Origin of the sequence: Hymenobacter sp. HSC-4F20 (genome assembly GCF_019599275.1) — a bacterium.
GTDB lineage: Bacteria > Bacteroidota > Bacteroidia > Cytophagales > Hymenobacteraceae > Hymenobacter.
Map to the genome: position 1 here is coordinate 56202 of NZ_JAHZTD010000007.1, position 23729 is coordinate 79930.

The following is a 23729-nucleotide window of genomic DNA, read 5'->3' on the forward strand; positions in this document are numbered from 1 at the left end:
CGCGCCTGCCGGCCCCTCTCCTTTCTTCTTCTCATCACAGGCCCCACGGCCTGCCGGGCACCGCCTTGCCCCCACTCTACCCCTTGTATGATGCACCTGGACCCCTTCTTTCCTGGCCGACCGCACGGCCGTACCCTCTTGCTGACCACGGCCCTGCTGGCCGCCGCCACGGCGCTGCCGCCCGCTAGCCAGGCTCAGAAAACCAGCGCCGCCGTGCCCTATTTCGCTATGCAGAGCGGCTCGCTGGCTTCAGCCCTGCAGCGCCTCCAGCGCGAAACCGGCGTCAATATTCTCTACGAAGCCCGCGACGTGCAGCAGGCCCGGGTGGAAGCCGCCGAATTCCGCGACACTAAGGTGGGCGACATCCTGCGGCAGATGACGCGCAAAACGCCGCTGCAATTCGAGGAAAAGCAAGGCGTCATCATCCTGAAATTAGGTGGGCCTACCCCTGCTGAAACCCCCAACCCCAGCCGCAAAGCCGCCCGCGAAATCAAGGGCAAGATTACCGACGCCAGCACTGGCACGGCCATGCCCGGCGTCACGGTTATTGTGAAGGGTACTACCGTGGGCACTGTCACCAATTCGGAGGGCTTCTACACTCTGCAGGTGCCCGACGATGCTACGACCCTGGTCTTCTCCTTTGTGGGCTACCTGGGGCAGGAAATAACTATCGGCGACCGGGCCAGCGTGGACGTGGCTCTGGCCCAGGACACCAAGCTGCTCAACGACGTGGTGGTGATTGGCTACGGGGCCGTGAAGAAGGGCGAAGTCACCAGTTCCATCAGCAGTGTTGATCCGAAGGAGTTTAACCGCGGCGTGGTGGCTACCCCCGACCAGGTGCTGCAAGGCAAGGTGGCCGGCCTCAACATTACGCGCAGCGGTGACCCTAACGCCACGGCCTCCGTGGTGCTGCGCGGCGCTTCGTCCCTGCGCACGGGTCAGGCTCAGGAGCCGTTTTACGTGATTGACGGCGTACCCGCGGCCAGCATCAACCTGGTAGCCCCCGACGATATTGTGAGCATTGATGTACTGAAGGATGCCTCGGCCACGGCCATTTACGGGGCCCGGGCAGCCAACGGGGTTATCATCATTACTACCCGCCGACAGAAGCCCAACGCGGCCGTGTCGTACAGCGGCTACGTGGGCGTGGAGCAGGTGTCGAACACCATTGAGATGCTCAACGGCGACCAGCTGCGGGGCTACCTCGATGCCAACAGCAAAAGCCTCAGCCCCGCCGACAACGACGCGGGCGTGAATACTGACTGGCAGAAGGAGGTGATGCGCACCGGCCTGAGCCACAACCACACCATTAGCTACGGGGGCGGCTCCGAGAAGTCGGCTTTCAATGCCAGCGTGAACTACTTCAAGCGGGGCGGGGTCATCAAAACCTCCGATAGTGAGCGGGTTATCGGCAAAATCAACCTAGATCAGAAAACTCTCAAGGACAAGCTGCAGCTGCGCTTTACCCTCACCAACTCCCTGCTCAAGCAGAATCTGATTCCGGATTTGGTGTACAAGAACATGCTCACGCACTTGCCCACCACGGCCATCCGCAACCCCGACGGTACCTACAAGGAAAACCTGACCCGCACCCAGTACTACAACCCGGTGGCCTTGCTGGAGCAGAACAAGGAGGAGCGCAAAATCAACACGCTGCTGGGTAACGCCAGCGCCCAGCTCACCATTCTGCCCAATCTCACCAACACGCTCAGCCTGAGCATGCAGAATGAGTCGGTGAAGGGTGGCTCCTACCAGGGGCGCGAATCGCCGGTGCCTAACGCAGCCAACGTGACCGGCCTGGCGGCCCGGGGCCTGGCCCGCCGCTACAGCGTGGATAACACCCGCAAAATCCTGGAAAACTACCTGACCTATAACCCGCTCAGCAACGCCACCAACGACCTGAAAGTGCTGGTGGGCTACTCCTGGCAGGAAGACAAAAACGGCGACGGTTTCCAGACCGATACCCGCGGCTTCGTGTCGGACCAGTTGGGCTACAACAACCTGGGCCTGGGCAACCCCGGCGGCGTTTCGCCGAACTACGACGCGGCCATTGCCGGCTACAGCCTGGGCATTTCCACCCTGCGCCTGATTTCCTTCTACTCCCGCCTGAACTACAGCCTCAAGGACCGCTATTTCCTGCAGGTGTCGGTGCGGCGCGACGGGTCCTCGGCTTTCGGGCAGAACAACCGCTGGGGTACCTTCCCGGCGGCCTCCCTGGCCTGGAACTTGGCCGGCGAAGACTTCCTCTCGGGCCAGGAAAAGCTCAATGAGCTGAAGCTGCGCGTGGGCTACGGCATCACGGGTAACTCCCTGGGCTTCGACCCGCTGATTGCCACCCAGCGCTACAGCAGCGTGGGCACCTTCTACTACAACGGCTCCTTCATCAAGGCCATCGGCCCCACCCAGAACCCCAACCCCGATTTGAAGTGGGAATCGACGGCCATGCTGAACGTGGGCCTGGACTTCGGCCTGTTCGGCAACCGCCTGGGCGGCACCGTGGAGTACTACGACAAGCGCACCTCCGACCTGATCTGGAACTACCCGGTTTCGACGACTCAGTACTTCGTGAACACGCTCTACGCCAACGTGGGCGAAATCAGCAACAAGGGCCTGGAACTGACCCTGAACGCTACCCCCGTGCAGAGCGGCAACTTCCAGTGGAGCCTGACGGGCACGCTGGCCCACAACCGAAACAAGGTGGAGAAGCTGGCCAACGACCAGTTCCGCCTCGACCAGGTGTACACCGCCTACCCCGGCGGCTCGGGCCAAAGCGGCATTTCTACCCAGGTAGTGAAGACGGGCTACCCTATTGGGCAGTTCTTTCTGCCGGAGTATGCCGGGCGCGACGAGCAGGGCCTCTCTCTGTTCTACAAGGCCGACGGCACCACCACCGGCTCGCCGACCCTCAACGACTACAAGTACCAGGGCAACGCCCAGCCTACCCTGCTCTATGGCCTGAGCAACACGCTGAGCTGGAAAAACCTCGACCTGAACTTCTTTCTGCGGGGCGTAGCGGGCAATAAAATCCTGAACGCTACCCTGGCCAACCTCAACATTCCGGCCCAGTCGACGGCCACCAACCTGCCGGCCTTCTCACTCGGGGAGCCCTACGCCGACAACCGCGCCAACTACTACTCCAACCGCTACCTCGAAGACGGCGCCTACCTGCGCCTCGACAACGTGACGCTGGGTTACAATCTGCCCCTCAAAAACGAGTACGTGAAGCGGGCCCGCGTGTACGTGACCAGCCAGAACCTGTTCACCATCACCAACTACCGCGGCATCGACCCGGAAATGAACCTGGGCGGCCTCACCCCCGGTCTCGACAACAACAACTTCTACCCCAAGACCCGCTCCTACGTGCTGGGCGTGAACCTGGAATTTTAAGCCTCTGCCTCCATGTCCTTTTCTTTCTCAACGATACGCCCCGCCCGCTCCCTGACCCTAGCCGGTGCTCTCACGGCCCTGCTGCTCACGGCCGGCTGCACCGACCTGGATGCGCCCATCGAATCGGAGTACACGCCCAGCAACTTCCTGACCACGCCCGAGCAGTTTATTGCCGCCTCGGGCCCGGTGTACAGCCAGATGCGCGGCGAAGTAGCCAAAGCCTACTGGAACCTGCAGGAGCTGAGCACCGACGAGGCCGTGATTGTGGCCCGCAACGGCAACTACTACGACGGGGCCCGCTACCAGCAGCTGAGCCTGCACACCTGGAACCCCCAGAACGAGTTTGTGCGCGTGGCCTGGGAATGGGGCTTCAGCGGCATCAGTACCTGCAACCGTACCCTGGCCTTGTTCCAGAACACCGCCGACGGGGCCTTTAAAACCCAGTTCACGGCCGAGCTGCGCACCATGCGCGCCCTGTACTACTTCCTGATGATGGACCTGTACGGCAACATTCCGCTGGTGCCGGAATTTGGCTCGACCCAGCAGCCTACCAACGCTACCCGCCAGCAGGTGTTCACCTACATCGAAAGCGAGCTGAAGCAGGCCCTGCCCAACCTGTCCGCCGACGTCTCGGCCCAGACCTACGGGCGCCCCACCCAGGGCACGGCGCAGGCTCTGCTGGCCAAGCTCTACCTGAACGCCGAGGTCTACATTGGGCAGGCGAAATACACGGAGGCCATTGCGGCCTGCAACGCCATCATCAAGGGCAAGAAGTACAGCCTGGCCACGAACTACATGGACGTGTTTGCGGTGGAAAACGGCCCTCAGGTAAACGAAATCATCTTCGCGGTGCCCTTTGATGCCAACCTGGCCCAGGGCAACATGATGTCGCGCTTTGCCCTGCACCAGCAGATGAAGGACAAGTTTAGCCTGCTCTTCACGCCCAGCAACGCCAGCCTGACCTGGCCCGAGTTCTACGCCCTCTACAAGGAGCCCACCGACACGCGCAACCAGCAGTGGCTCGCGGGCAAGCAGTACCTCAACGACGGCCGCACGCCCATCCTGATTGCCACGACTAAAAAAGGCCTTGACTCGCGCTACACCGGCGCCGACGGCAACGACAAAATCAACTACCACTTGGAGCTGAGCGACAAGCTCACCTTCCGCGACCCGGCCAAGTTTGATGTGGGCAACGACGAGTTGGGCAAGGCCCAGGGTACGCGCAACATCAAGTACTACCCCGACAAGTCCTCGACCTCCCGCGACCAGGGCAACGACCTGGTGCTGCTGCGCTACGCCGATGTGCTGCTGATGAAGGCCGAAGCCATTCTGCGCGGGGGCCAGGACCCCGACGGCGCTACCCCCCTGAGCCTCGTGAACCAGGTGCGCACCCGCGCTCAGGTGCCCGCCTTCACGGCCGTAGATCTGCCCACCCTCTTCGAGGAGCGCAGCCGCGAAATGGCCTGGGAAGGCTGGCGCCGCCACGACCTCATTCGCTTCGGCAAGTGGGAATCGGTGTGGGGCCAGGGCATGAAAACCAACGCCGACACCTACCGCCGCATTTTCCCTGTTCCCGCTACCGAGCTGACCCTGAACGCTCAGCTCAAGCAGAACCCCGGCTACTAACCTTCCTTTCCTTCACCCATAACCAAACACCCTCATGAAAAACCTTACCTCTAAAGTGGCGCTCCTCGCCACTGGCCTGGCTCTCTCGGCCCTGTCGAGCTGCCATGAAACGGTTGCGCCGAAAGAAGCGGTGGCCCCCAAAGCTACCCGCGCCGCCGATGCTACCGCGGCCTTCAAAGCCGAACTAGCGTTGCGCTGGGCTCCGGTGCACTACCAGGACACCGACGTAACCGGCTCCCACGGCCTGAGCGGCAAGGCCGACTACCTTACGGCCATCAACTACGACGGCGACTGGTCGGGCACCAACAACTGGAACAACCTGCCCAACTACGCCGCCGCGGCCCACGGCTACTACTCGGTGGTAGAAACGAGCACCCACTGGTTTGTTACCTACGCCTTCTTCCACCCCCGCGACTGGACTGATAACCCTATCGCCTACAACATTGACGAGCACGAAAACGACCTGGAAGGCTTGTTAGCGGTAGTGAAGAAGGACGGCTCGACCTACGGCAACCTGCAGGCCATCGTCACGGTGGCGCACTCCGATTTCTACTCCTTTGTACCAGCGGGCAGCCCCTTGCAGGCTAATCAGGAAGACATCGACGGTACGCTGAGCATGGAAAGCTATAATGGTGCCCTGCACCCGGTAACGGCCCAGGAAGCCAAGGGCCACGGCCTGAAAGCCTACCCCTACTACCAGCTCAATGGGGACGGCATCAAGTACTTCCCCTCGGCTACCGTGGCCGAAGTGCCCGCCAACGCCGATGACCGGGACGTGAAATACAAGCTGGCGGATATTTTCGCCTCGGGCGGCCTCTGGGACCAGCGTACCAACACGGCCCTGTTCACCTCGGCGGCCGGGGGCTTCGTGAAAAGCTACGGCAATGGCGGGGCCAACGCCCCCTGGGCCTGGGACGACGGCAACGACGTGCCCGGCCGCGGCGAGCTGGCCACCGACCCCGCCAAACTGGTGAACAGCTACTTCAAAAACCTGGGCAACTTCAGCTTGACCTACGTCGACAATAAGTACAAAGGCATTTAGTACGGCCTTTCCTTTAAAGCAAGAGCCTGCAACCACTTGTTGCAGGCTCTTTTCATTGCTTGGATAGGGGCCTTTCCAGCTGGTACCTGCTAGCCTCTATTTAAGGAGCACTGCTGGTAGCCCGAGCCCTATCCGGCGTGGAACCCGTAGTCACGCCCAGCCACCTATCCGATGGCAGCTCATCCGGCTTGTCTGGCTTCCTGCCTCTGAGCCAGCTCTAGCTGCTCCCGTCGGCCCCACGCCTTGCGCCTTTCTTGCGGCTGCTAGTAAGCTCGCGGGCTTACTGGCAGCCTTACCGGCGGGCTGTTCGCTCATGCACGTACCCACCAGGGCCGGCAACGGAGTTCATCCCGCTGAGCCTAGCCGCTTGCTGTGGCCTTTGCTCACGTGCCGGACTAGTTCTGAGCAGGTAGCAGGGCGTGTGATAGTAGAGCTACCGGCTGCAGTGCGGGGTTCGGGTGATGCTTGTGCTGGCCGCTAGTACTGCACAACTTTGCGCGTGCCGTCGGCGAAGGTAATCTGTACGCGGTTGGTCTGAGCGGTATAAATCAGCCGTTTTACGGGTACCAACTCGTCGGGCCGCCATTGTTCACCAGCTTTTTTCCACAAGAGCAGCGTAGCCAGCACCGGGCCCGGCGTCAGCTGGCCCATGGCGTTGAGCACCGTGCTTTGCGCGCTGGCCGGGTGCAGGCCTTGTGCGTCCACGGCTTCGGCCCGCTGCCAGCCCTGCAATGGCACCAGCGCCAACTGATACTCGCCGTTGCTGATCAGGTACACCGTGCGGCCCTTTACCTTGCGGACTTCGCGCCGGATCGGCTGACCGCCTATCTGCGGCAGGGCGTAGTGGCCCAGGCGAATGGCTGCATCTTCGGTGCTGGCGGTGCGGTCAATGCGCAGGATGCCGTTGGGCAAGGGCAGGTCGGCCAGGTCAAGCCTGATGTTGCGGTTGCTCTCCAGCTCCGCCCGGCGGTAGTACACACCGTCCGCAAACTTTTGAAAGGTAAACAGGCGCAGGGGCTCCCACTGCTGCTCCTTATTGCGGATGACATAGTTCATGGCCACCTCGCCCTGGGGTCCGTCGGCCTGCCAGGGGAAGGCACTGTTGTAGCTCAGACGGTTGTAGCCCTCATTGCCACGGTAGGGGTCAGTGCTGCCCCGGTCAGACGCGGTACGGATTTCGGCCGCGCCACTGTTGGGGTAGTTGGTGACGAGAATGTGGGGGCCGGGTTCGAACGTATTGAATACGGTGCCGGGTGCCAGCTCCTTTTCCCAGGGCCCCTCGTTTTCGGTTGCCGTCCAGAAGGGGCTGTCGGCCGGTACCAGCAGCCCCAGGAACGCCTTGGCCATCCAGTATACGCTACCCCGGCAGCTGTAGGACTGCACGGCCGGCTCAAACGCTCCATAGAAGCCCAGCGTGGGCACGTTGTCCTGCAAAAAGTCGGGGTTTTGCAGAAACTGTAGCAGGCTCCCCGAGGCAATGCGCCGCATCCAGCCGAAGTTAGTCCCGGCCTCAGGCCGCAGCCCCAGCAGCGGAAACGGCACCACCGCCCCGAAACGGTAGCTGATACTGCGCCCCCACATAATCATGTGCCCGTTGCGGCCGAACATATAGGGGTAGGTGTCGCGTAGGGGCGCGAAGTTGGCCGTGAGCTGCTGGGCTACCTCGGGGTAATGCTCCCGCCCGAAGTATTCTGCCCACAGCCGGCCGTACATCTGAAACGCCCACATGCTGTAGTAGTCGAAAGCCGGGGCATCGTCGTACCAGCCCTGGCCCCGGTAGTGGGCCAGCTGCTTGTGGAGGTAGTCGGCCAGCAGCTTTTCATTCACCGGATAGCCCCGGCTCTGGTAGAAACTCAAAATGAAGATGTTGAAGTAGCGCCAGTTCTGCGGTATGGTGGGGCCGTCGCCGTAACTGAGCATGGTAGCAGCCAAAGCCTGCTTGGTAGCCTGGGGCAACGGGTCCCATAGGATTTCGGGTGCCGCAAACAGGGCTACCGCTAAGCCCCCGAACTCTACCAGGTTCTGGCTGGGCCCCCCGGTAGCCGCCCGGGGCGGGATAAAGCTGGCGCTGCGCGGGTTCACCAGCTGGGTTAGCTGGTAGCGGTAGTAGTCGGCTACCGGTATACCGTTGAGCCTGAGGTTGGGGTCTTCCTTGAGCAGGGGCGCAGCCATGAACAGGGTGCGGCACAATCCCTCCAGCTTTTCGGTGGGTACCTGCTCCTGGGTGCGGGGGTAGCTGTTGCCCGGCTGCTTAGGAAACTGCAGCGGGTCGTCGAGTTGATGGACGTAGCTGAAGGCGCCGCTAAGCAGGTAACGCGCCGCGTCCTGCCAGTGGCGGCGCGTCAGGCCAGTGTAGGGGCTTCGTTGCCGGTCGGGTTGCTGAACCTCGAATAGCGGCAGCTTAGTAGTGGGCAGCGCAACATGGGTATCGAAGTAGGCGGGGCCGGGCTGACTGAAACTTACGCCGGTGGCCAGGGTGATAAGCAGGCCCAGAGCTAGAAAGAATCTTTTCATGCAGAATAAACAGGCTCCACAAGCCAACCGCAAGGCGCAGCTCTCGGGACGTGGGCAGGATGAGTAACCAGGAGCGTGCCCGCGAGCAGCTCTGCTGCTCAAAGCAATGAAATTCTGCGGAATCAGCAGGAGCCGGTATGCCCGGAACAAGGCGCTAGTGGAAGCTTCGTTAGGTGCCAGAACGCTCAGTTGCTCGTGGCACTGCCGCCTGCGCAATCGGTTCCCAGGGTGCCTCTCTCCCACATAAAGTTAGAGGGACGTAGGAGGAACCGGTATGGCAGCACAGGCTCGGTGCCGACGCCGAGGCAGAGGCTGTGGGAGCCTGGGCCAGCGGCGGCCAGATTCGGTGAGGCGTACCAGAGAGGTAGGTTGTACCCTGCTGAGTGTACGATGTAGGGCGCAAACGGCACACCTGAACACGCCTGCCTATTACTTTCTACCTAAGCACCGCCTTGTGCTAGCCGGGACGCAAGTTGCGGCGCACGCCTTCCCCTACCCGCAGCGCTACCTCCGCCACGGGTCCTTCATGGGCCTTTGGCAGCGGCTGTCGTCGCCTACCCGTTCACTACTACACCGGAAGTGGTACGCCCACGGTTGTATATGGTGGACCAACACGCGCAAGACAATTGATGGTGGCTAGCTGAGTCAGTGAATAGATAATTTCGTGAATATTTGGCTGTATTTATTTGATTTAAAGACACTTATAAGTTGGCTTGCTCAACTCGTTTAGCCAACCTGTTAGAAGCAAGGTAAATAATAGCAGGCCGTAGCACTATTCTGGCATTGTATTGCACAAACCTAGCCAACAGTGTGTAGATTTACTGAAACCGGCTGGCAACCTTTTCGGCAATAGTTAGCCATCAGGCTTCGTTTCTTAAGAGCGGCAAGCGGCATTTTCTTTTTAGAGTATCCGCTTACCAGTCTGCCCTTTACCCGCCCCACTATGCCCGCAGCGCTACCGCCCCCTGGCTTATTGACCACTAGTACTTCCTTACCACTACTTTCCGAATCCAGCCTGCTGCCTGGGATACGTCCTCGGCACTCGCCTAGGCAGCTGCCAGCGGCCGCCGGCTGGCTGCTGACCCTGCTGCTCCTGCTGCTCGGCGGCGCAGCTTCAACGGCCCTGGCGCAGGCGCCGACCTCCCCGGAGTGCGCGGCCGATGAAAAGTTTGCCAACACCTGGTATTTTGGCTTCAAGGCGGGGCTGGACTTCAACCAGGCCTCTGCCGACTCTCTCCCGAAGGTGCTCACGGATGGGGCCATGGATGCGCCCGCCGGCTCGGGGGTGATGTCGGATAAGGACGGGAAAATTCTCTTTTACAGCAACGGCGAAACCGTTTGGAACGGCGACGGCACCGTCATGACCAACGGCACGGGCCTGGCGGGCAACCGCTTCACCACCGACGGCCCCTTGCCCATTCGGATGCCGGGCAGACCTGCACCGGGCCAACCGACGCGCTACCTGCTCTTCACCCTGAACAGCACCGTGGGCCTGAGCTACTCGGAAATAGAGATTCCCGCGGGTGGGGGGCCGGGCACCGTCATAGCCGCCACCAAAAACACCCCCCTGGCCCGCGGCACGGCGGAAAAGCTAACGGGCGTATTCCATAAGAACGGCTGCGACATCTGGGTTATCGCCCACGGCTGGGGCAATGCCACATCTGGCAACGACAACCGCGGCGACGCCTTTCTGGCCTACCGCGTGCGGCAAGCAGCCGGCTATGTAGGTCCGGTTGTTATCGACGCGCCAATTCTCTCTACCGTAGGCAGCCTGCACGCGCCGAGCGTGGCGGCCCTGGGCTACAAAGGCCAGATGAAGGTAACTCCCGATGGGCAGCGGCTGGCCCTGGCCCGCTACAGCGAGGTGGTAGGCGACGCCAGCAGCACCGTTGAGCTGTTTGGGTTTGATACCAACACGGGCCAGGTGAGCGTCAACCCGCAGGTTCCATTCGTCGTGGACAGTGGCGCAGGGAAATACTATGGGGTGGGGTTTTCGCCCGGCAGCTACCTCTACGCCACGGTGCGCAACCCGGCCAAGCTACTGCAATTTGACATCAGCGGTAACGGGCCGGTTACCAAGCAAGACATTCCACTCAACCAGAAGGCCCCGGCCGACCTGGGCTCGATGCAGGCGGCGCCTGATGGCAAAATTTACGTGGCCCGCGACAACCAGCCCGCGCTGGGCTTCATTCCCTTCCCGGACTCGCTGGGGGTCAAGGTTGGCTACGCGGACGATAGCCTGCAGTTGGGTGGCCGCCTGAGTGGCCTGGGCTTGGTCAACTTCAACCAAAGCTCCCTGCTGCGCGTGGGGCCTAGTGGGCAGATAACGGGTTGTCGGCAAATTTCATTTGAGGCCCCGCCCATTGACTTTGATAACAAGAAGTTTTTCTGGACGTTCGGCGACGGCGCTACCTCAACGGAGGAGAATCCCGTTCATATTTACGCTACGCCCGGCAACTACCAAGTGACGCTGCGCATCGAAACCGACTGTTTTTGCCGTGAAAGCTCGGGGATAATCCAGGTGCCGGACCTGCCGGAGCCGGGTAGTATTGCGGCCCCTCAAGTGCTGTGCGCCGGCACCGCGCCGGCCGCCCTTTCCAGCACTGCCGATGCCTCGGGTGATGCGGGCCTACCGCTGGTGTACCAGTGGGAAACCTCTACGGATAATGCTACTTGGGGACCCGCACCCGGCAGCTCCACCGGCGCCACCTATCAGCCCGGAAATTCATTGCCCACGGGCGTTACGTATTTCCGGCGGCGCGCGCAGCTGCTGTTGCCTGACCAAACCGGCCCGTACTGCACGCCTCGCTTCACCGCCTCGGTAGCCATTACCGTGTTGCCGGCCCTGGTGCCGGGCAGCATTGCCGCCAACCAGACGGTCTGCACCGGCAGCCCCGTCGCGCCCCTGACGAGCACCGCCCCCGCTACGGGGGGCACGGGCACGTTTGCCTACCAGTGGGAATCGTCAACGGATGGCACTACTTGGACGCCTGTTCCAAACGCCACCAGTGAGACTTTTACACCAGGTCCGCTCACGGCTACGACCCTCTTCCGCCGGCAAGTGGCATCCGGGGCTTGTACGGCTACGCCTTCCAATACGGTCACCATCACGGTAGTACCGGCCCTGACGGGTGGGAGCATTGCCGCTAGTCAAACCATTTGCGCGGGCAGTACGCCCGCCCCGCTCACCAGCGAAACCGCCGCTACGGGCGGCTCCGGCACCATTGCCTACCAGTGGGAGTCCTCGACGGATAACGCTACCTGGACGCCTATCAGTGGGGCCAACGGACCAAACTTTGAGCCGGGCCAGCGTAGTGTAACCACCTCCTTCCGCCGCCGGGCCAGTTCGGGTAGTGGCTGCGCTCCAGCCTTGTCCAATGTGGTAACCATTACGGTAACGCCCGCCCCGGTGGCCGGCACCATTGCCGCCGACCAGACTGTGTGCCCGGGCGCTACCCCCGCCGCGCTTACTAGCTCCACGGCGGCTACGGGCGGTACGGGCACGTTAGCTTATCAGTGGGAGTCCTCCCCGGACATTAACATCTGGACGCCTGTTGCGGGTGCTACCAGCGAAACCTTCGCGCCCGGGCCACTCATGGCTACCACCTACTACCGCCGCCGGGTAACCTCCGGGCCCTGCGAACCGGTGGTATCCAATGTCGTTACTATCACGGTGTTGCCGGCCATAAAGCCGGGTAGCATTGCCAACGACCAAACGATATGCGCCGGGGCTACCCCTGCCCCGCTGACCAGCACCGCCAGCCCCGAGGGCGGCACGGGCACGTTTGTTTACCAGTGGGAATCTTCCCTGGATAACACGACTTGGACGCCCATCGGTGGGGCCACCGGCGCCACCTTTGCGCCCGGTCCGCTCACGGGTACAACTTCCTTCCGCCGCCGGGTGGTATCGGGAGCCTGCGACCCGCTGTTTTCCAACGTCGTGACCATAACCGTGGTGCCGGCCCTGACGGGTGGGAGCATTGCCGCTAACCAAACCATTTGTACGGGCGGCATTCCGGTTCCGCTGACCAGTGCGGCTCTGGCTACAGGCGGCTCGGGCTCCATTGCCTACCAGTGGGAATCCTCGACGGACAATACCACCTGGGCGACTATCAATGGGGCTACCGGGCCGGCTTTCGCGCCGGGTACGCTCAGTGTAACCACCTTTTTCCGGCGGCAGGCTATTTCCGGGCCCTGCGGACCAGTCTCCTCCAACGTGGTGACCATTACGGTAGCACCCGCCCTGGCCGCCGGCACCATCGGCACCACCCAGGCCCTGTGCCTGAACGCTACCCCCGCGCCGCTGACGAGCACTGCCCCCGCTACGGGGGGCACGGGCAGCTACAGTTACCAGTGGGAGTCGTCGTCGGACAACTCTACCTGGACGGTCATCCCGGGTGCTACCAGCGAAACCTTCGCCCCTGGCCCGCTTACGGCTACCACCTACTACCGTCGCCGGGTGATTTCCGGACCCTGCGGCCCGGAAATCACCCCCTCCGTGGCCCTGACGGTGCTGCCCGAGCTGTTAGCAGGAAACATTGCCGCCGACCAGGAAATCTGTGCGGGCACGGCACCCGCGCCCCTTAGTGGTGGTGGGGCCACGGGCGGCACGGGTACATTTGCGTATCAATGGGAATCTTCCTCCGATAACTCGAACTGGGCGGCTATTGCCGGCGCCACCGGTGCCACGTTTGCCCCCGGTCCGCTCACGGCCACTACCTTCTTCCGGCGGCGCGTAACGTCGGGTACCGGCACCTGCGCCACGGTGGTTTCCAACGTAGTAACCGTGCGGGTGCAACCCCTCGTGACGCCCACAGTAAGCCTGGCAACTCCGCCCGTGCAGTGCCCTGGCACGCCCCTGACCTTTACAGCCGTGGCGTCGAACGCCGGAGCCGCGCCTACCTTCCGCTGGTTCGTGAACAACACGGCTGTAGCCAGTGGGCCCACGTTCACCAGCAGCACGGTGGCTTCTGGCGACCAGGTTCGGGTAGAGGTGACCCCCACGGCGGGCCTGTGCAGCGCAGGACCAGCCGTGGCCACAGTCACGGTAACGCGCACCCCTACGCCCCTGCCCACGCTCACTATTGTGGTGCAGCCGGGCGGCCCTGTGTGTCTGGGGGCTCCGCTTACCTTCAGCATTGCCAGTGTAACCGAGCCCGGCCCGGCCCCCGAATACCAGTGGCAGGTGAATGGCAACGACGTAGCCGGCGCCACAGGACCGGTTTTCACCAGCACCACGCTCCGCGCGGGCCAGATTGTAACCGTGCGTCTGCGCACGACCAACGTGTGTGCCCAGCCCGTTACGGTCGTGTCCAATGGGATACCCGTGCGCATTCAGCCACCGGTTGATGTAGATGCCGGCCCCGATAAGGAAATTCTGGCCGGTACCTCCGTGGCCCTGGAAGGCCGGGCCGATGGCACGTATCCGGTGCGCTGGACGCCGTTGGTGGGGCTGTCTTTCCCGACCAACGACTCGCTGCGGCCCGTGGCTTCTCCCAGGGTGACTACCACCTATACCCTCTCGGCCGGGGCCGGCGGCTGCGCCGATTCCGACCAGGTTACCGTGACCGTGCGCCCAGCTATTCGTATTCCTAATGCCTTCACACCCAACGGCGACGGCCGCGACGACACCTGGCAGATTGAGTTTATTGAGCAGTTTCCCGACAATACGGTGAGCGTGTTTAACCGGTGGGGTAACCGCATTTTCTCGGTGAATAACTACAGCCGGGCCACTGAGTGGCGCGGCGACATCAATGGCCAGCCTGCGCCAGTAGGCACCTACTACTACGTCATCGTCACGAAGGGTCCGCTGGGCCGGTCCTACAGTGGGTCGATTACGATTCTGTATTAACCAGCCGTCCGGCGGCGCTGCTCGCCGCCGGGCTCCCCTCCTCTCCTGGACAGACCCTAAGGCACTTTCAGCTATGACAAGAGCGCTAACTCTACTGCTGCTGCCGTTACTGCTGCTGGCCGCGGCCCCAACCCGGGCCCAGCAGCAGGCGCAGTACAGCCAGTATATGAACAACAATTACATTCTCAACCCCGGCACTACGGGCGTGGAAGATTACATCGACATCAAGACCAGCTACCGCACCCAGTGGACGGGCCTGGAAGGAGCCCCCAAAACCTACTACCTCAGCGCCAGTTCCTCGCTGGGCAAGTGGCGTACCACCAGCAAGCGTACCCTGCGCGACCGGCGGCGGCCGTTTCACGCCATAGGCGGCCTCGTGTACAACGATGTAACTGGCCCTACAAGCCGGAAGGGTGCCTATCTTTCCTACGCCTACAACCTGGTTTTGAGGCCTAACCTGCGGGCGGCGCTGGGCGTGTCCGCCGGTATGCAGCAATTTGCCGTCGATGGTCAGCAGCTGCGTTTCTACGATACAACCTCTTACGCGGGCAGCGCCGCCTCGCGGGTGCTCGATGGCTCTATCGGCCTGTGGGTGTACAGCTCTGATTTCTACGTGGGCATTTCGGGCGCGCAGTTGCTGGGCAACAAGCTCGGCTTCTCCTATGAACTCAACGGGCTGGGCGCCGGTGTGGGCAATACGCTCAAGCGCCACTACTTTGCTACCGCCGGGGTGCGGGTGCCACTCAACGATGACTGGTCGCTGGTGCCCTCGGTGCTGGTTAAGGCCGTGAACCCGGCCCCGCTCTCCCTCGACCTGAACGCCAAGCTCAAGTACCAGGACCTGCTCTGGGCCGGCGTGTCCTGGCGTGCCTTTGACTCCTTCGTGGGCATGGTGGGCCTCAGCTACGAGCAGCTCACGCTGGGCTACTCCTACGATGCGGGCCTGTCCGAGCTGGCAGGCTACCACGGCGGCAGCCACGAAGTGCTGTTGGGGCTGCGCCTTAAGAAGAAGGCCCAGGCGGTGTGCACCAACCGCTTCTGGTAGGGCCATTCTCACCCATCTTATCAGGCAGTAGGCGTGTCCTGAGCGGAAGGCCCTGGTAGTACCTGCGGTAGGCCAGTACAATGGTTTAGATGCATCCGGTACTCATCTCGTCCGGGGGGGCCTGTGGGAATGCACCCGATGTAAGAGGCGGCGCACGGCAGTAGCATCAAAGTCTTTTCCCCGGCGCGTGCGGTACTTTCCACGTTGAGTTCGTGGGTAATTTGCTGCAAGGTGTGGCCCTGCTGGCGCAAGAGAAGGGCCAGCCGTATGGCCTGGCGGTTTTCCTTGTTTTCCCCGGCATTCTGCTGGCGCACGACCTGACCCTGACGAATGGCAGCGGGCGCTACAAGCCCGTGGGGTTCCGAGGGCAACCCCACGGGCTTGTAGCGCCGCCAGCGCCTCCTTGGTTCGCTTGCTGATCAGCTCCCGCTCGTGCTGGGGCCGAGGCGCTAAACATCCCCCCCGCCTGCCTTCGACAGGTGAAAGTGCTGGCATAGGGCTGATTCGCTGCGTACGGCGGCTACTGGTTGCTAGCCCTGGCGTATCGGACTTGTCAACCATACGAAGTGCACATCTGCCTAAAAGCGAAGCCACAGGTAGTATGATGTATGTTCTTAGAGTGCACCTACCTGCTTGCTGCTACAAAAAGGCCTCGCCGTCAGGTTGACTTGGTCACATTCAGACTAGGGGGTTTAAATAGCGTCCAGCCCTGGCAGGCTGAGCAGAGTAGCGGCACGTCGCGCCACGGTTTTAACCCTGGCGACATCCGGGCCGGTGATGGTCAGGTGGCCCATTTTGCGGCCTGCGCGCGCCTGCAACTTGCCGTACAGGTGCAGGTGCGTTCCGGGTAGGCTCAGCACGGAGCGCCAGTCTGGCTCCTGCAGCTGACCGCTGGCGTCAAACCATACGTCGCCCAGCAGATTGAGCATGATAGCCGGGGAATGCTGGCGCGGCTGCGGCAAGGGCAACCCCGCCATGGCATAAACCTGCAGGTCGAATTGCGACGCGTCGCAGGCGTCCAGGGTGTAGTGGCCGCTGTTGTGCGGGCGCGGGGCCATCTCATTGACCACCAGGCCACCGTGCTCACTACCGTCTTCCACCACAAAAAACTCCACGCACAGCACCCCAACATAGTCCAGCTGTTGCGCGATAGAAACGGCCGCGTCGCGGGCCCTAATTGCCAGGGCGGGCGGCATATTTTCTTCGTAGGCGTGGGTCACAGCCAAAATGCCATCGACGTGCACGTTGCGCTGCGGGGCAAAGCTGACGACCCGTCCATCCCAGCCGCGGGCCACCAGCACCGAACACTCGGCGGTTAGCGGCAGCATCTTTTCCAGCACGCAGGCGACACTGCCCAACTCCGCCCAGGCGGTGGCCAGTTCAGCGGCGGTCCTGACGCGGACCTGGCCCTTGCCGTCGTAGCCCAGGCGCGCGGTTTTCAGGATACCGGGCAGCAAATCCGCCCGATCGTCCTGGATGGCCTGCAGCTGGACCGGCGTTTCAATCACGGCATAGGGCGCGCAACTCACCCCCGATAGGTCCGCGCAGGCCGTGAAGTGAGCTTTTTCCTCGATGCGGTTTTGGGCAATGCCCACCACGGCCGCGTCCGGCGCCACGGGGCGGGTCTGCGCCAGCGTTTGCAGGGCCTGGGCGGGCACGTTTTCAAACTCGGTGGTGATGGCCTGGCACAGCTGGGCCAGTTGCGCCAGCCCGGCCGGGTCGTCGTAGCCGGTCTGGATGTGGTGGTGACTCACCAGTCCGGCCGGGCTTTGCGCGTCCGGCTCCAGCACGGCGGTGAAGTACCCCAGGCGCTGGGCGGCATGCACAAACATCCGGCCCAGCTGGCCGCCTCCTACCACCCCTAGGGTAGCCTGTTGGCCGGCGGCGTCCACACTGCCTGGGAAAATTGGGGTCATGGCTGTAACGTGACTATCGGCGCTCATACGGGTAGCGTCATGGCGCGGGCGGCTTCGGTTTGTTCGGCGCGAAACGCCAGCAGCTTCGTCGCCAGGTTCGGGTTGTGCAAGGCCAGCAGGCTAACGGCGAACAAGGCCGCATTGGCCGCCCCGGCAGTGCCAATCGCAAACGTGGCTACGGGCACCCCTTTGGGCATTTGCACGATGCTGTGCAGCGAATCCACTCCCTGCAAATGGCGACTGGCCACCGGCACCCCCAGCACGGGCACCGTGGTTTTGGCGGCCAGCATGCCCGGCAGGTGGGCAGCCCCACCCGCACCGGCAATGATGGCTTGCAAACCGCGCGGGCCAGCTTGTTCGGCATAGGCAAACAAGTCGTCGGGCATGCGGTGGGCCGACACCACACGCGCTTCGTGGGCCACGCCAAAGTCAATGAGAATCTGCACAGCATGCTGCATGGTGTCCCAGTCGCTGCTGGAGCCCATGACCACGCCGATTATGGGTTTGGGTGTATTGGGAGAGGAAAGAGTACTCATCGAAATTATTTGGTCGTCATGCTGAGCTTGTCGAAGCATCTCTACTGCTTCGTTAGCCCATTAAGGTTACTCCATTTGTCAGTTAAGTCAGCTGCTGATGGATTAATGTCAACTACTTCAGTTTCGTAGTCGAATAGGATTGAAACAACACCTGCAACATCTTCAGCGGCTAAGCTGACCCGATATAAATCTGAAAAGCGTTCCTGCGGGGCGTTGTGCAAGCTAGGTTTATCAATCTTGTCGTTTGACAGAATGCGGGTAATACGGTCAGCAAGGTACGCTTGGCCACGTTGCGTCAAGATTCTGCGTGTAGCATTCAGAGTAGCAAAATCCAGAACGTCTCCACGTTCTTTCAGCTGCTTGTATTGATTCGTATCCATTGCTTTAATGGGTCAATCGAAACAACTCAACGAAGCGGTAGAGATGCTTCGACAAGCTCAGCATGACGTTCTTTTTTTTAGCTAGGCTCCAACGGCTAGCGCTCCAGGAGGATTTCCGTACCTAAAATCACCAGGTCTACCCGGCCTTTCAACGTTTGGTCGATGAAGGGCGTGTTCTGGGATTTGGATTTCATGAATTCCTTCGTGAAGGTTGTTTCCGCTTCGGTATCGAATAGGACGCAGTTAACTTCCTGGCCGACTTCGATGGTAGGTACCGGCAGGCCCATCAGGCGGCGGGGCTCGGCCGAGTAGCGCTTCACCACCAAGTCCCACCCGAATTTGCCGGGCTCAACGAAGAAGTGATAGAGCGACACCAGGGCCGTATCCAGGCCGGTAATGCCATTGGGCGCGCTGATGAAGTCCTGGGCTTTTTCGAACGGCGTGTGCGGGGCGTGGTCGGTGGCAATGAGGTCAAATACTCCTTCCTTAAGCCCCTCCAGCAGCGCATCACAATCGGCCTGGGTGCGCAGCGGCGGGTTCATCTTGTAGTTGGTGTCGTAGTCGCCGATGTGCTCGTCGGTGAACAGCAGGTGGTGGGGGGCCACTTCGGCCGTCACCTTCACATCGCCGCGCGATTTCCACCAGCGGATGGTTTCCATGCCCTCCTTACTGGATACGTGCTGGATGTGCACGTGCGCGCCCGCCGCCTGAGCCAGGCGAATGTCACGGTCGATGATGATTTCCTCGGCGCAGGCCGGCGAGCCTTTAATGCCCAGCCGGTAGCTCATTACCCCTTCGTTGAGGGCACGCGGCCCGGCCAGCTCCGGCACCTCGCAGTGGCTGGCGAAAAACATCCCAAACTCGGTGGCGTACTGCATGGCCCGCAGCAGCACCGCCGGGTCGCTGGTAGTGTCCCCGTCGTCGGTGAGCATTTTCACCCCCAGCTCGCGCATGCCCTCTATTTCCGCCAGCTCCTTGCCCTCGCGGTTCTTGGTGACGCAGCCGGAGGTGTACACCGGAATGCGGGACCGGTGCTTGGCATTTTCCAGCACGGAGGCTACTGAGCTGGCCGAGTCGAGGGCGGGGCGGGTGTTCGGCATCATCACCACGCCGGTAATGCCGCCGTTGATAGCGGCCTCACTACCCGTGGTAATGGTTTCTTTGTTTTCAAACCCTGGGGCGCGGAAATGGACGTGGGCATCAAACATGCCCGGCATCAGCACCCGACCCCGCGCGTCGATGACGCGGGCCCCCTCGGGAATGGCCAGGTTGGGGCCGATGTCCTGAATTTTTCCTTCAACAATCAGAACATCGCTCTCGAGAAGCACAGGTGAATTTTCGGAGGCGAGGCGGGCGTTTTGAAGGAGAAGCATGAAGTGGTAATTACGGGTAACCGGTTAAGGCTGTGGGAGGTGTAAAGTAAGAGTAGGGGTAGGGGCCGCGTCCGGCGGTTAGGGCATAACGAGCTTTGAGCTGGGCCGCTGCTGCGCGGCATAGGCTTCCTGTTTCGGAAAATCGCCGCCCGGCGTTAGCCAGTCGAGCACGGCCATGCGAATGGAAATGCCGTTTTCGACCTGGTTGGTAATCAGGCTGCGCTCGTAGTCCATGACGGCGTCGCACAGCTCAACTCCCCGGTTCACGGGGCCGGGGTGCATGATGTAGAGGCCCCGGTCGCGGATTTCGGCCAGCCGGGCCGTGGTGATGCCGTAGACCCGATGGTATTCCCGGACGCTGGGGAAAAACTGCACGTCCTGGCGCTCCATCTGCACGCGGAGCAGGTACACCACATCGGGTGCCCAGGCCATAGCCGCCTCATAGTCGGTGAAGCGGCGGATGCTTTCCGGGACATACTTGGGTACCAGCGAGCCTGGGCCGAGGTAGGCCACCTCCACGCCCAGCTTTTGCAGCAGGGTGCTGGTGGAGCGCGCGACGCGGGAGTGGAGAATATCCCCAATGATGAGAACCTTTTTGCCCCGGGGGTCGGGAAACTTCTCCCGGATAGTGAAAGCGTCGAGCAGGGCCTGGGTGGGGTGCTCGTGCGCCCCGTCGCCGGCATTGATGACCGACGCCGTGGTTTGGCGGGCAATCATGCCGGGTAGGCCGGGGTGACTGTGGCGGACGACGATGTAGTCGGTGCGCATGGCCTGGAGCGTCTCGATGGTCTCGCGCACCGACTCGCCCTTGGTGATGGAGGAGTGGGCAACGTCGAAATTCGTTACCTCCGCCGAGAGGCGTTTGGCGGCCACCTCAAAGGAGGAGTGCGTCCGGGTGCTGGCCTCGTAGAACAGCATGAGCACGGATTTGCCCTCGAGGGCCGGGATTTTCTTCACCGAGTGGGTGAATAGCTTTTTAAAGGACGTGGATTGGTCGAGCAAAAACTCGATTTCCTCACGGTGAAGGGATGCAATGTCGAGCAGGTCTTTACGTGCCATACCGGAGTTGAGGAAAAGTGAGGTCGTCTAGCTAAAACGGACAAGGTGACGTCTTATCTGCCATTCCCCACGACGGAGAAACCAGCTACCGGTGGGGGCCAAGGCAATGACGGCAGCAGCCACGGGTTGGGGCAGGGGTTGGGGGTTGCGCTTGAGTTATGAACTAGCTGCGGGGCGGCAGTAGACGAACTCGACGGACATAAAAAAACCGTTTCGGAATCCGAAACGGTAGCGGGGTAACACCCAGAAAAAACAACAGAAATACCAGAGGCAAAATCAGGAAAACCGATGGTGGCGAAGGCCTTCCGGCCCACTCGCGGTTCCTTGCCAAGCAGGGTTCCACGCTTCATCAACAAGTTTTTTGGTTGAAGCATGGTGCAAAGCTACGGCATTGTTACGTATCCTTTAAGCATGGTAGGCAAGATTTCTGTTGGGGCGAACCTACATATTGCGAACAAACGAGCGAAGAACTTTCGGTTTACTGCGCTCTGCGGAAGCATTCCGGGCCGATTGGCTCCCTAAACCTGAGGTAAAAGTGGAATCATAAAGTCAAACGGACGGCTTGACTCAAGGCTCCTATGGAAAGGCAAAAGGCGCGTCTACGGCAACGCGTAAGTAGTCTTGTGGAGCCTCATCGGGTAAGTCAACTTCGCCGTGCCGGTTGGTGTGCGGCCAGCTCACGGGCCCGACCCACCGAGCGGCATTTTGCCGCCTGATGGGGGTCGGGCCTGAAACAGCTGAGGGGCCAGGTACAAGCAGTGCCAGCATATACGCACGGCCCAAATGCTTGAAGCGCATTTCAATAGAAGCCTTTGTCGGCTTGCTGTTCTTCCTTGTCGGCGTAGCGAAACTGTCTATGTACTTTTATATCAAAATTTTAACCAAGGTCAAAGAGGCCCTTTGGTTGCGCTGCATGACCTGCGTAGTTCAGGAATACCCATCCGAAGCAATGAGAGCCTGCGTATTTTGCCTGTCGTTGGTACCCTTCTCCTGACATAATGAGCGTACGCCTGCTTACCGGCTGGACACGTTTCTGTGAAGCAGTACAGTCGTCGGTCAGCTGGTTTACGCTATGTTCCGGAAGCGCACTAAGCTGAGGTAAAAGCTAAGTAGCTGACTCTCACAGGTTGTCGACGACTGAGTAAAATCCTGGTATTGCCATGCGACGACTTTACTCTTTCGTTTTATGGGTAAACATATAGTTTTAGGCTCCACTAGCGGCTTTTTTGCGCGGACTTCAATCGGACTGTGTGGAATTGAAATCGGTTCGCTGGCGACTCCAATGGCGATAAAATTACCACTTCAATCGGACTGTGTGGAATTGAAATTTCTGGGGGCAGAGGGCAACTTTTTCCAACTCACCAACTTCAATCGGACTGTGTGGAATTGAAATTATGGGCAACTGCATGCCATTGGCCCGGAAAATGACACTTCAATCGGACTGTGTGGAATTGAAATAACGCCACGAGCTTCACCGTGGGCGGCGTCACCTAACTTCAATCGGACTGTGTGGAATTGAAATAGCTGCTCGCTGGTGAGCATCGGGGTGGCGGCCGGACTTCAATCGGACTGTGTGGAATTGAAATCGGTAAATGACTCGGTGGCGGGTTTGGCTTCCTGTAACTTCAATCGGACTGTGTGGAATTGAAATAACATGCACACGCCGGCTCAACGGCTGCAGTTTGCGACTTCAATCGGACTGTGTGGAATTGAAATTCTACGTGCAGGTCACGCTGGAAGGCCCGGATCAGGACTTCAATCGGACTGTGTGGAATTGAAATAGCAGGGCATTTCGGCATCCGTGGTTCCTGCGTGGTACTTCAATCGGACTGTGTGGAATTGAAATCGTTTACTTTTATGCAGGCGGAACAATCATCGTCTGACTTCAATCGGACTGTGTGGAATTGAAATTAAGTTCGACAAGATCGAGATTTTCAACCCTCAGCAACTTCAATCGGACTGTGTGGAATTGAAATACTTGAATAGGTTTTTAGCACCACCGATAAGAGCTAACTTCAATCGGACTGTGTGGAATTGAAATATTTACGACTATGTGAGCAGTGCTATTCCGGCCGAACTTCAATCGGACTGTGTGGAATTGAAATCAAGCAGCGCGACAAGTGGGTGGGCGCCCAGACCCAACTTCAATCGGACTGTGTGGAATTGAAATCGGTAGTAGTGCCTGACCCGGCAGCTCTGGCCAGCGACTTCAATCGGACTGTGTGGAATTGAAATTCCATGAAGTCCTCGATGCTGACCGAGGGTATCCAACTTCAATCGGACTGTGTGGAATTGAAATGATTGTAGAAGCGAATCCAGTAGAGGGCCAGCCGGTACTTCAATCGGACTGTGTGGAATTGAAATACGGTGTACGAGGCCGGTACCAAGAGCTTCACCGACTTCAATCGGACTGTGTGGAATTGAAATCAGGCCGGTTCCCAACACGTTCATCATGTCGGGGTACTTCAATCGGACTGTGTGGAATTGAAATTGGGCCGTCAGACCACCCTTCATCATCAGCTCGGCAACTTCAATCGGACTGTGTGGAATTGAAATAGGCGCACTCGGGCGGCCACGTCCTGCACCGGCTCTACTTCAATCGGACTGTGTGGAATTGAAATAATGGCCGATGAAGACCCCACCGATACAGGGGTAGAACTTCAATCGGACTGTGTGGAATTGAAATGTCGGCAGCGAAGATGCTCGTCCCCATGGAGTACTCACTTCAATCGGACTGTGTGGAATTGAAATAGCGGGATTGTTGGATTAGTGCTTATGTGTCACGCCACTTCAATCGGACTGTGTGGAATTGAAATCGCACCAGTTCGCACCTGGTAGCGGGGCCAATATCACTTCAATCGGACTGTGTGGAATTGAAATAGACATGAATAAGCGTTGCAATGGTTGTTTTGCCTCACTTCAATCGGACTGTGTGGAATTGAAATAAATTCCGATGCAGGCCGCTTCCCCCGATGAGGCCGACTTCAATCGGACTGTGTG

Annotated in this window: 11 protein-coding genes and 1 CRISPR repeat array; of the genes, 5 read left to right on the forward strand and 6 right to left on the reverse strand. The window is 60.4% G+C overall.

Going from position 1 to position 23729, the window contains the following annotated elements; all coding sequences use genetic code 11:
* The first annotated feature begins 87 nt into the window (after positions 1–87).
* The 3 genes from K3G63_RS21610 to K3G63_RS21620 are packed head-to-tail and all read left to right on the forward strand — an operon-like array spanning position 88 to position 6055.
* The gene (locus tag K3G63_RS21610; protein ID WP_220616231.1) at positions 88–3387 is read left to right on the forward strand and encodes a TonB-dependent receptor; all 3300 of its coding nucleotides are present in this window, start codon (positions 88–90) and stop codon (positions 3385–3387) included.
* Between the two features lie 12 nt (positions 3388–3399).
* Entirely contained in the window at positions 3400–5013 is a 1614-nt protein-coding gene (locus K3G63_RS21615) for a RagB/SusD family nutrient uptake outer membrane protein (protein ID WP_220616232.1), read from the forward strand.
* 34 nt (positions 5014–5047) lie between these two features.
* Positions 5048–6055 carry a hypothetical protein gene (locus tag K3G63_RS21620; RefSeq protein ID WP_220616233.1) on the forward strand — a complete coding sequence of 336 codons (1008 nt, stop codon included), beginning with the start codon at positions 5048–5050 and terminating at the stop codon, positions 6053–6055.
* Between the two features lie 477 nt (positions 6056–6532).
* Here the strand turns inward: K3G63_RS21620 and K3G63_RS21625 are convergent, their stop codons facing one another.
* Positions 6533–8569 (reverse strand): DUF2264 domain-containing protein, encoded by a 2037-nt coding sequence (locus tag K3G63_RS21625; protein WP_220616234.1) that lies wholly within the window; start codon positions 8567–8569, stop codon positions 6533–6535.
* Positions 8570–9512: 943 nt separating this feature from the next.
* On the opposite strand from K3G63_RS21625, the gene K3G63_RS21630 reads away from it, so the two are divergent.
* Positions 9513–14420 (forward strand): gliding motility-associated C-terminal domain-containing protein, encoded by a 4908-nt coding sequence (locus K3G63_RS21630; RefSeq protein ID WP_220616235.1) that lies wholly within the window; start codon positions 9513–9515, stop codon positions 14418–14420.
* Between the two features lie 73 nt (positions 14421–14493).
* The gene (locus K3G63_RS21635; RefSeq protein WP_220616236.1) at positions 14494–15465 is read left to right on the forward strand and encodes a type IX secretion system membrane protein PorP/SprF; all 972 of its coding nucleotides are present in this window, start codon (positions 14494–14496) and stop codon (positions 15463–15465) included.
* A gap of 692 nt (positions 15466–16157) precedes the next feature.
* On the opposite strand, the gene K3G63_RS21640 is transcribed toward K3G63_RS21635, so the two are convergent.
* From K3G63_RS21640 to K3G63_RS21660, 5 genes are all read right to left on the reverse strand, one after another.
* A complete protein-coding gene (locus K3G63_RS21640; protein ID WP_220616237.1) occupies positions 16158–17381 on the reverse strand; it encodes a 5-(carboxyamino)imidazole ribonucleotide synthase in 1224 nt (407 codons plus the stop codon).
* A gap of 23 nt (positions 17382–17404) precedes the next feature.
* Positions 17405–17917 carry a 5-(carboxyamino)imidazole ribonucleotide mutase gene (gene purE, locus K3G63_RS21645; protein ID WP_220616238.1) on the reverse strand — a complete coding sequence of 171 codons (513 nt, stop codon included), beginning with the start codon at positions 17915–17917 and terminating at the stop codon, positions 17405–17407.
* 41 nt (positions 17918–17958) lie between these two features.
* Entirely contained in the window at positions 17959–18297 is a 339-nt protein-coding gene (locus K3G63_RS21650; RefSeq protein WP_220616239.1) for a hypothetical protein, read from the reverse strand.
* Positions 18298–18392: 95 nt separating this feature from the next.
* The gene (locus K3G63_RS21655) at positions 18393–19670 is read right to left on the reverse strand and encodes a dihydroorotase (RefSeq protein ID WP_220616240.1); all 1278 of its coding nucleotides are present in this window, start codon (positions 19668–19670) and stop codon (positions 18393–18395) included.
* A gap of 78 nt (positions 19671–19748) precedes the next feature.
* Positions 19749–20729, reverse strand: a complete 981-nt coding sequence (locus tag K3G63_RS21660; RefSeq protein ID WP_220616241.1) for an aspartate carbamoyltransferase catalytic subunit — start codon at positions 20727–20729, stop codon at positions 19749–19751.
* Between the two features lie 1234 nt (positions 20730–21963).
* Positions 21964–23674: a CRISPR direct-repeat array (repeat unit 29 nt; unit sequence ACTTCAATCGGACTGTGTGGAATTGAAAT).
* Positions 23675–23729 lie beyond the last annotated feature (55 nt).

Excerpts from the sequence above, each read along its gene's own strand:
- K3G63_RS21610 (WP_220616231.1), top strand. The coding sequence starts at position 88 with ATGATGCACCTGGACCCCTTCTTTCCTGGCCGACCGCACGGCCGTACC.
- K3G63_RS21615 (WP_220616232.1), top strand. The coding sequence starts at position 3,400 with ATGTCCTTTTCTTTCTCAACGATACGCCCCGCCCGCTCCCTGACCCTA.
- K3G63_RS21620 (WP_220616233.1), top strand. The coding sequence starts at position 5,048 with ATGAAAAACCTTACCTCTAAAGTGGCGCTCCTCGCCACTGGCCTGGCT.
- K3G63_RS21625 (WP_220616234.1), bottom strand. The coding sequence starts at position 8,569 with ATGAAAAGATTCTTTCTAGCTCTGGGCCTGCTTATCACCCTGGCCACC.
- K3G63_RS21630 (WP_220616235.1), top strand. The coding sequence starts at position 9,513 with ATGCCCGCAGCGCTACCGCCCCCTGGCTTATTGACCACTAGTACTTCC.
- K3G63_RS21635 (WP_220616236.1), top strand. The coding sequence starts at position 14,494 with ATGACAAGAGCGCTAACTCTACTGCTGCTGCCGTTACTGCTGCTGGCC.
- K3G63_RS21640 (WP_220616237.1), bottom strand. The coding sequence starts at position 17,381 with ATGACCCCAATTTTCCCAGGCAGTGTGGACGCCGCCGGCCAACAGGCT.
- purE (WP_220616238.1), bottom strand. The coding sequence starts at position 17,917 with ATGAGTACTCTTTCCTCTCCCAATACACCCAAACCCATAATCGGCGTG.
- K3G63_RS21650 (WP_220616239.1), bottom strand. The coding sequence starts at position 18,297 with ATGGATACGAATCAATACAAGCAGCTGAAAGAACGTGGAGACGTTCTG.
- K3G63_RS21655 (WP_220616240.1), bottom strand. The coding sequence starts at position 19,670 with ATGCTTCTCCTTCAAAACGCCCGCCTCGCCTCCGAAAATTCACCTGTG.
- K3G63_RS21660 (WP_220616241.1), bottom strand. The coding sequence starts at position 20,729 with ATGGCACGTAAAGACCTGCTCGACATTGCATCCCTTCACCGTGAGGAA.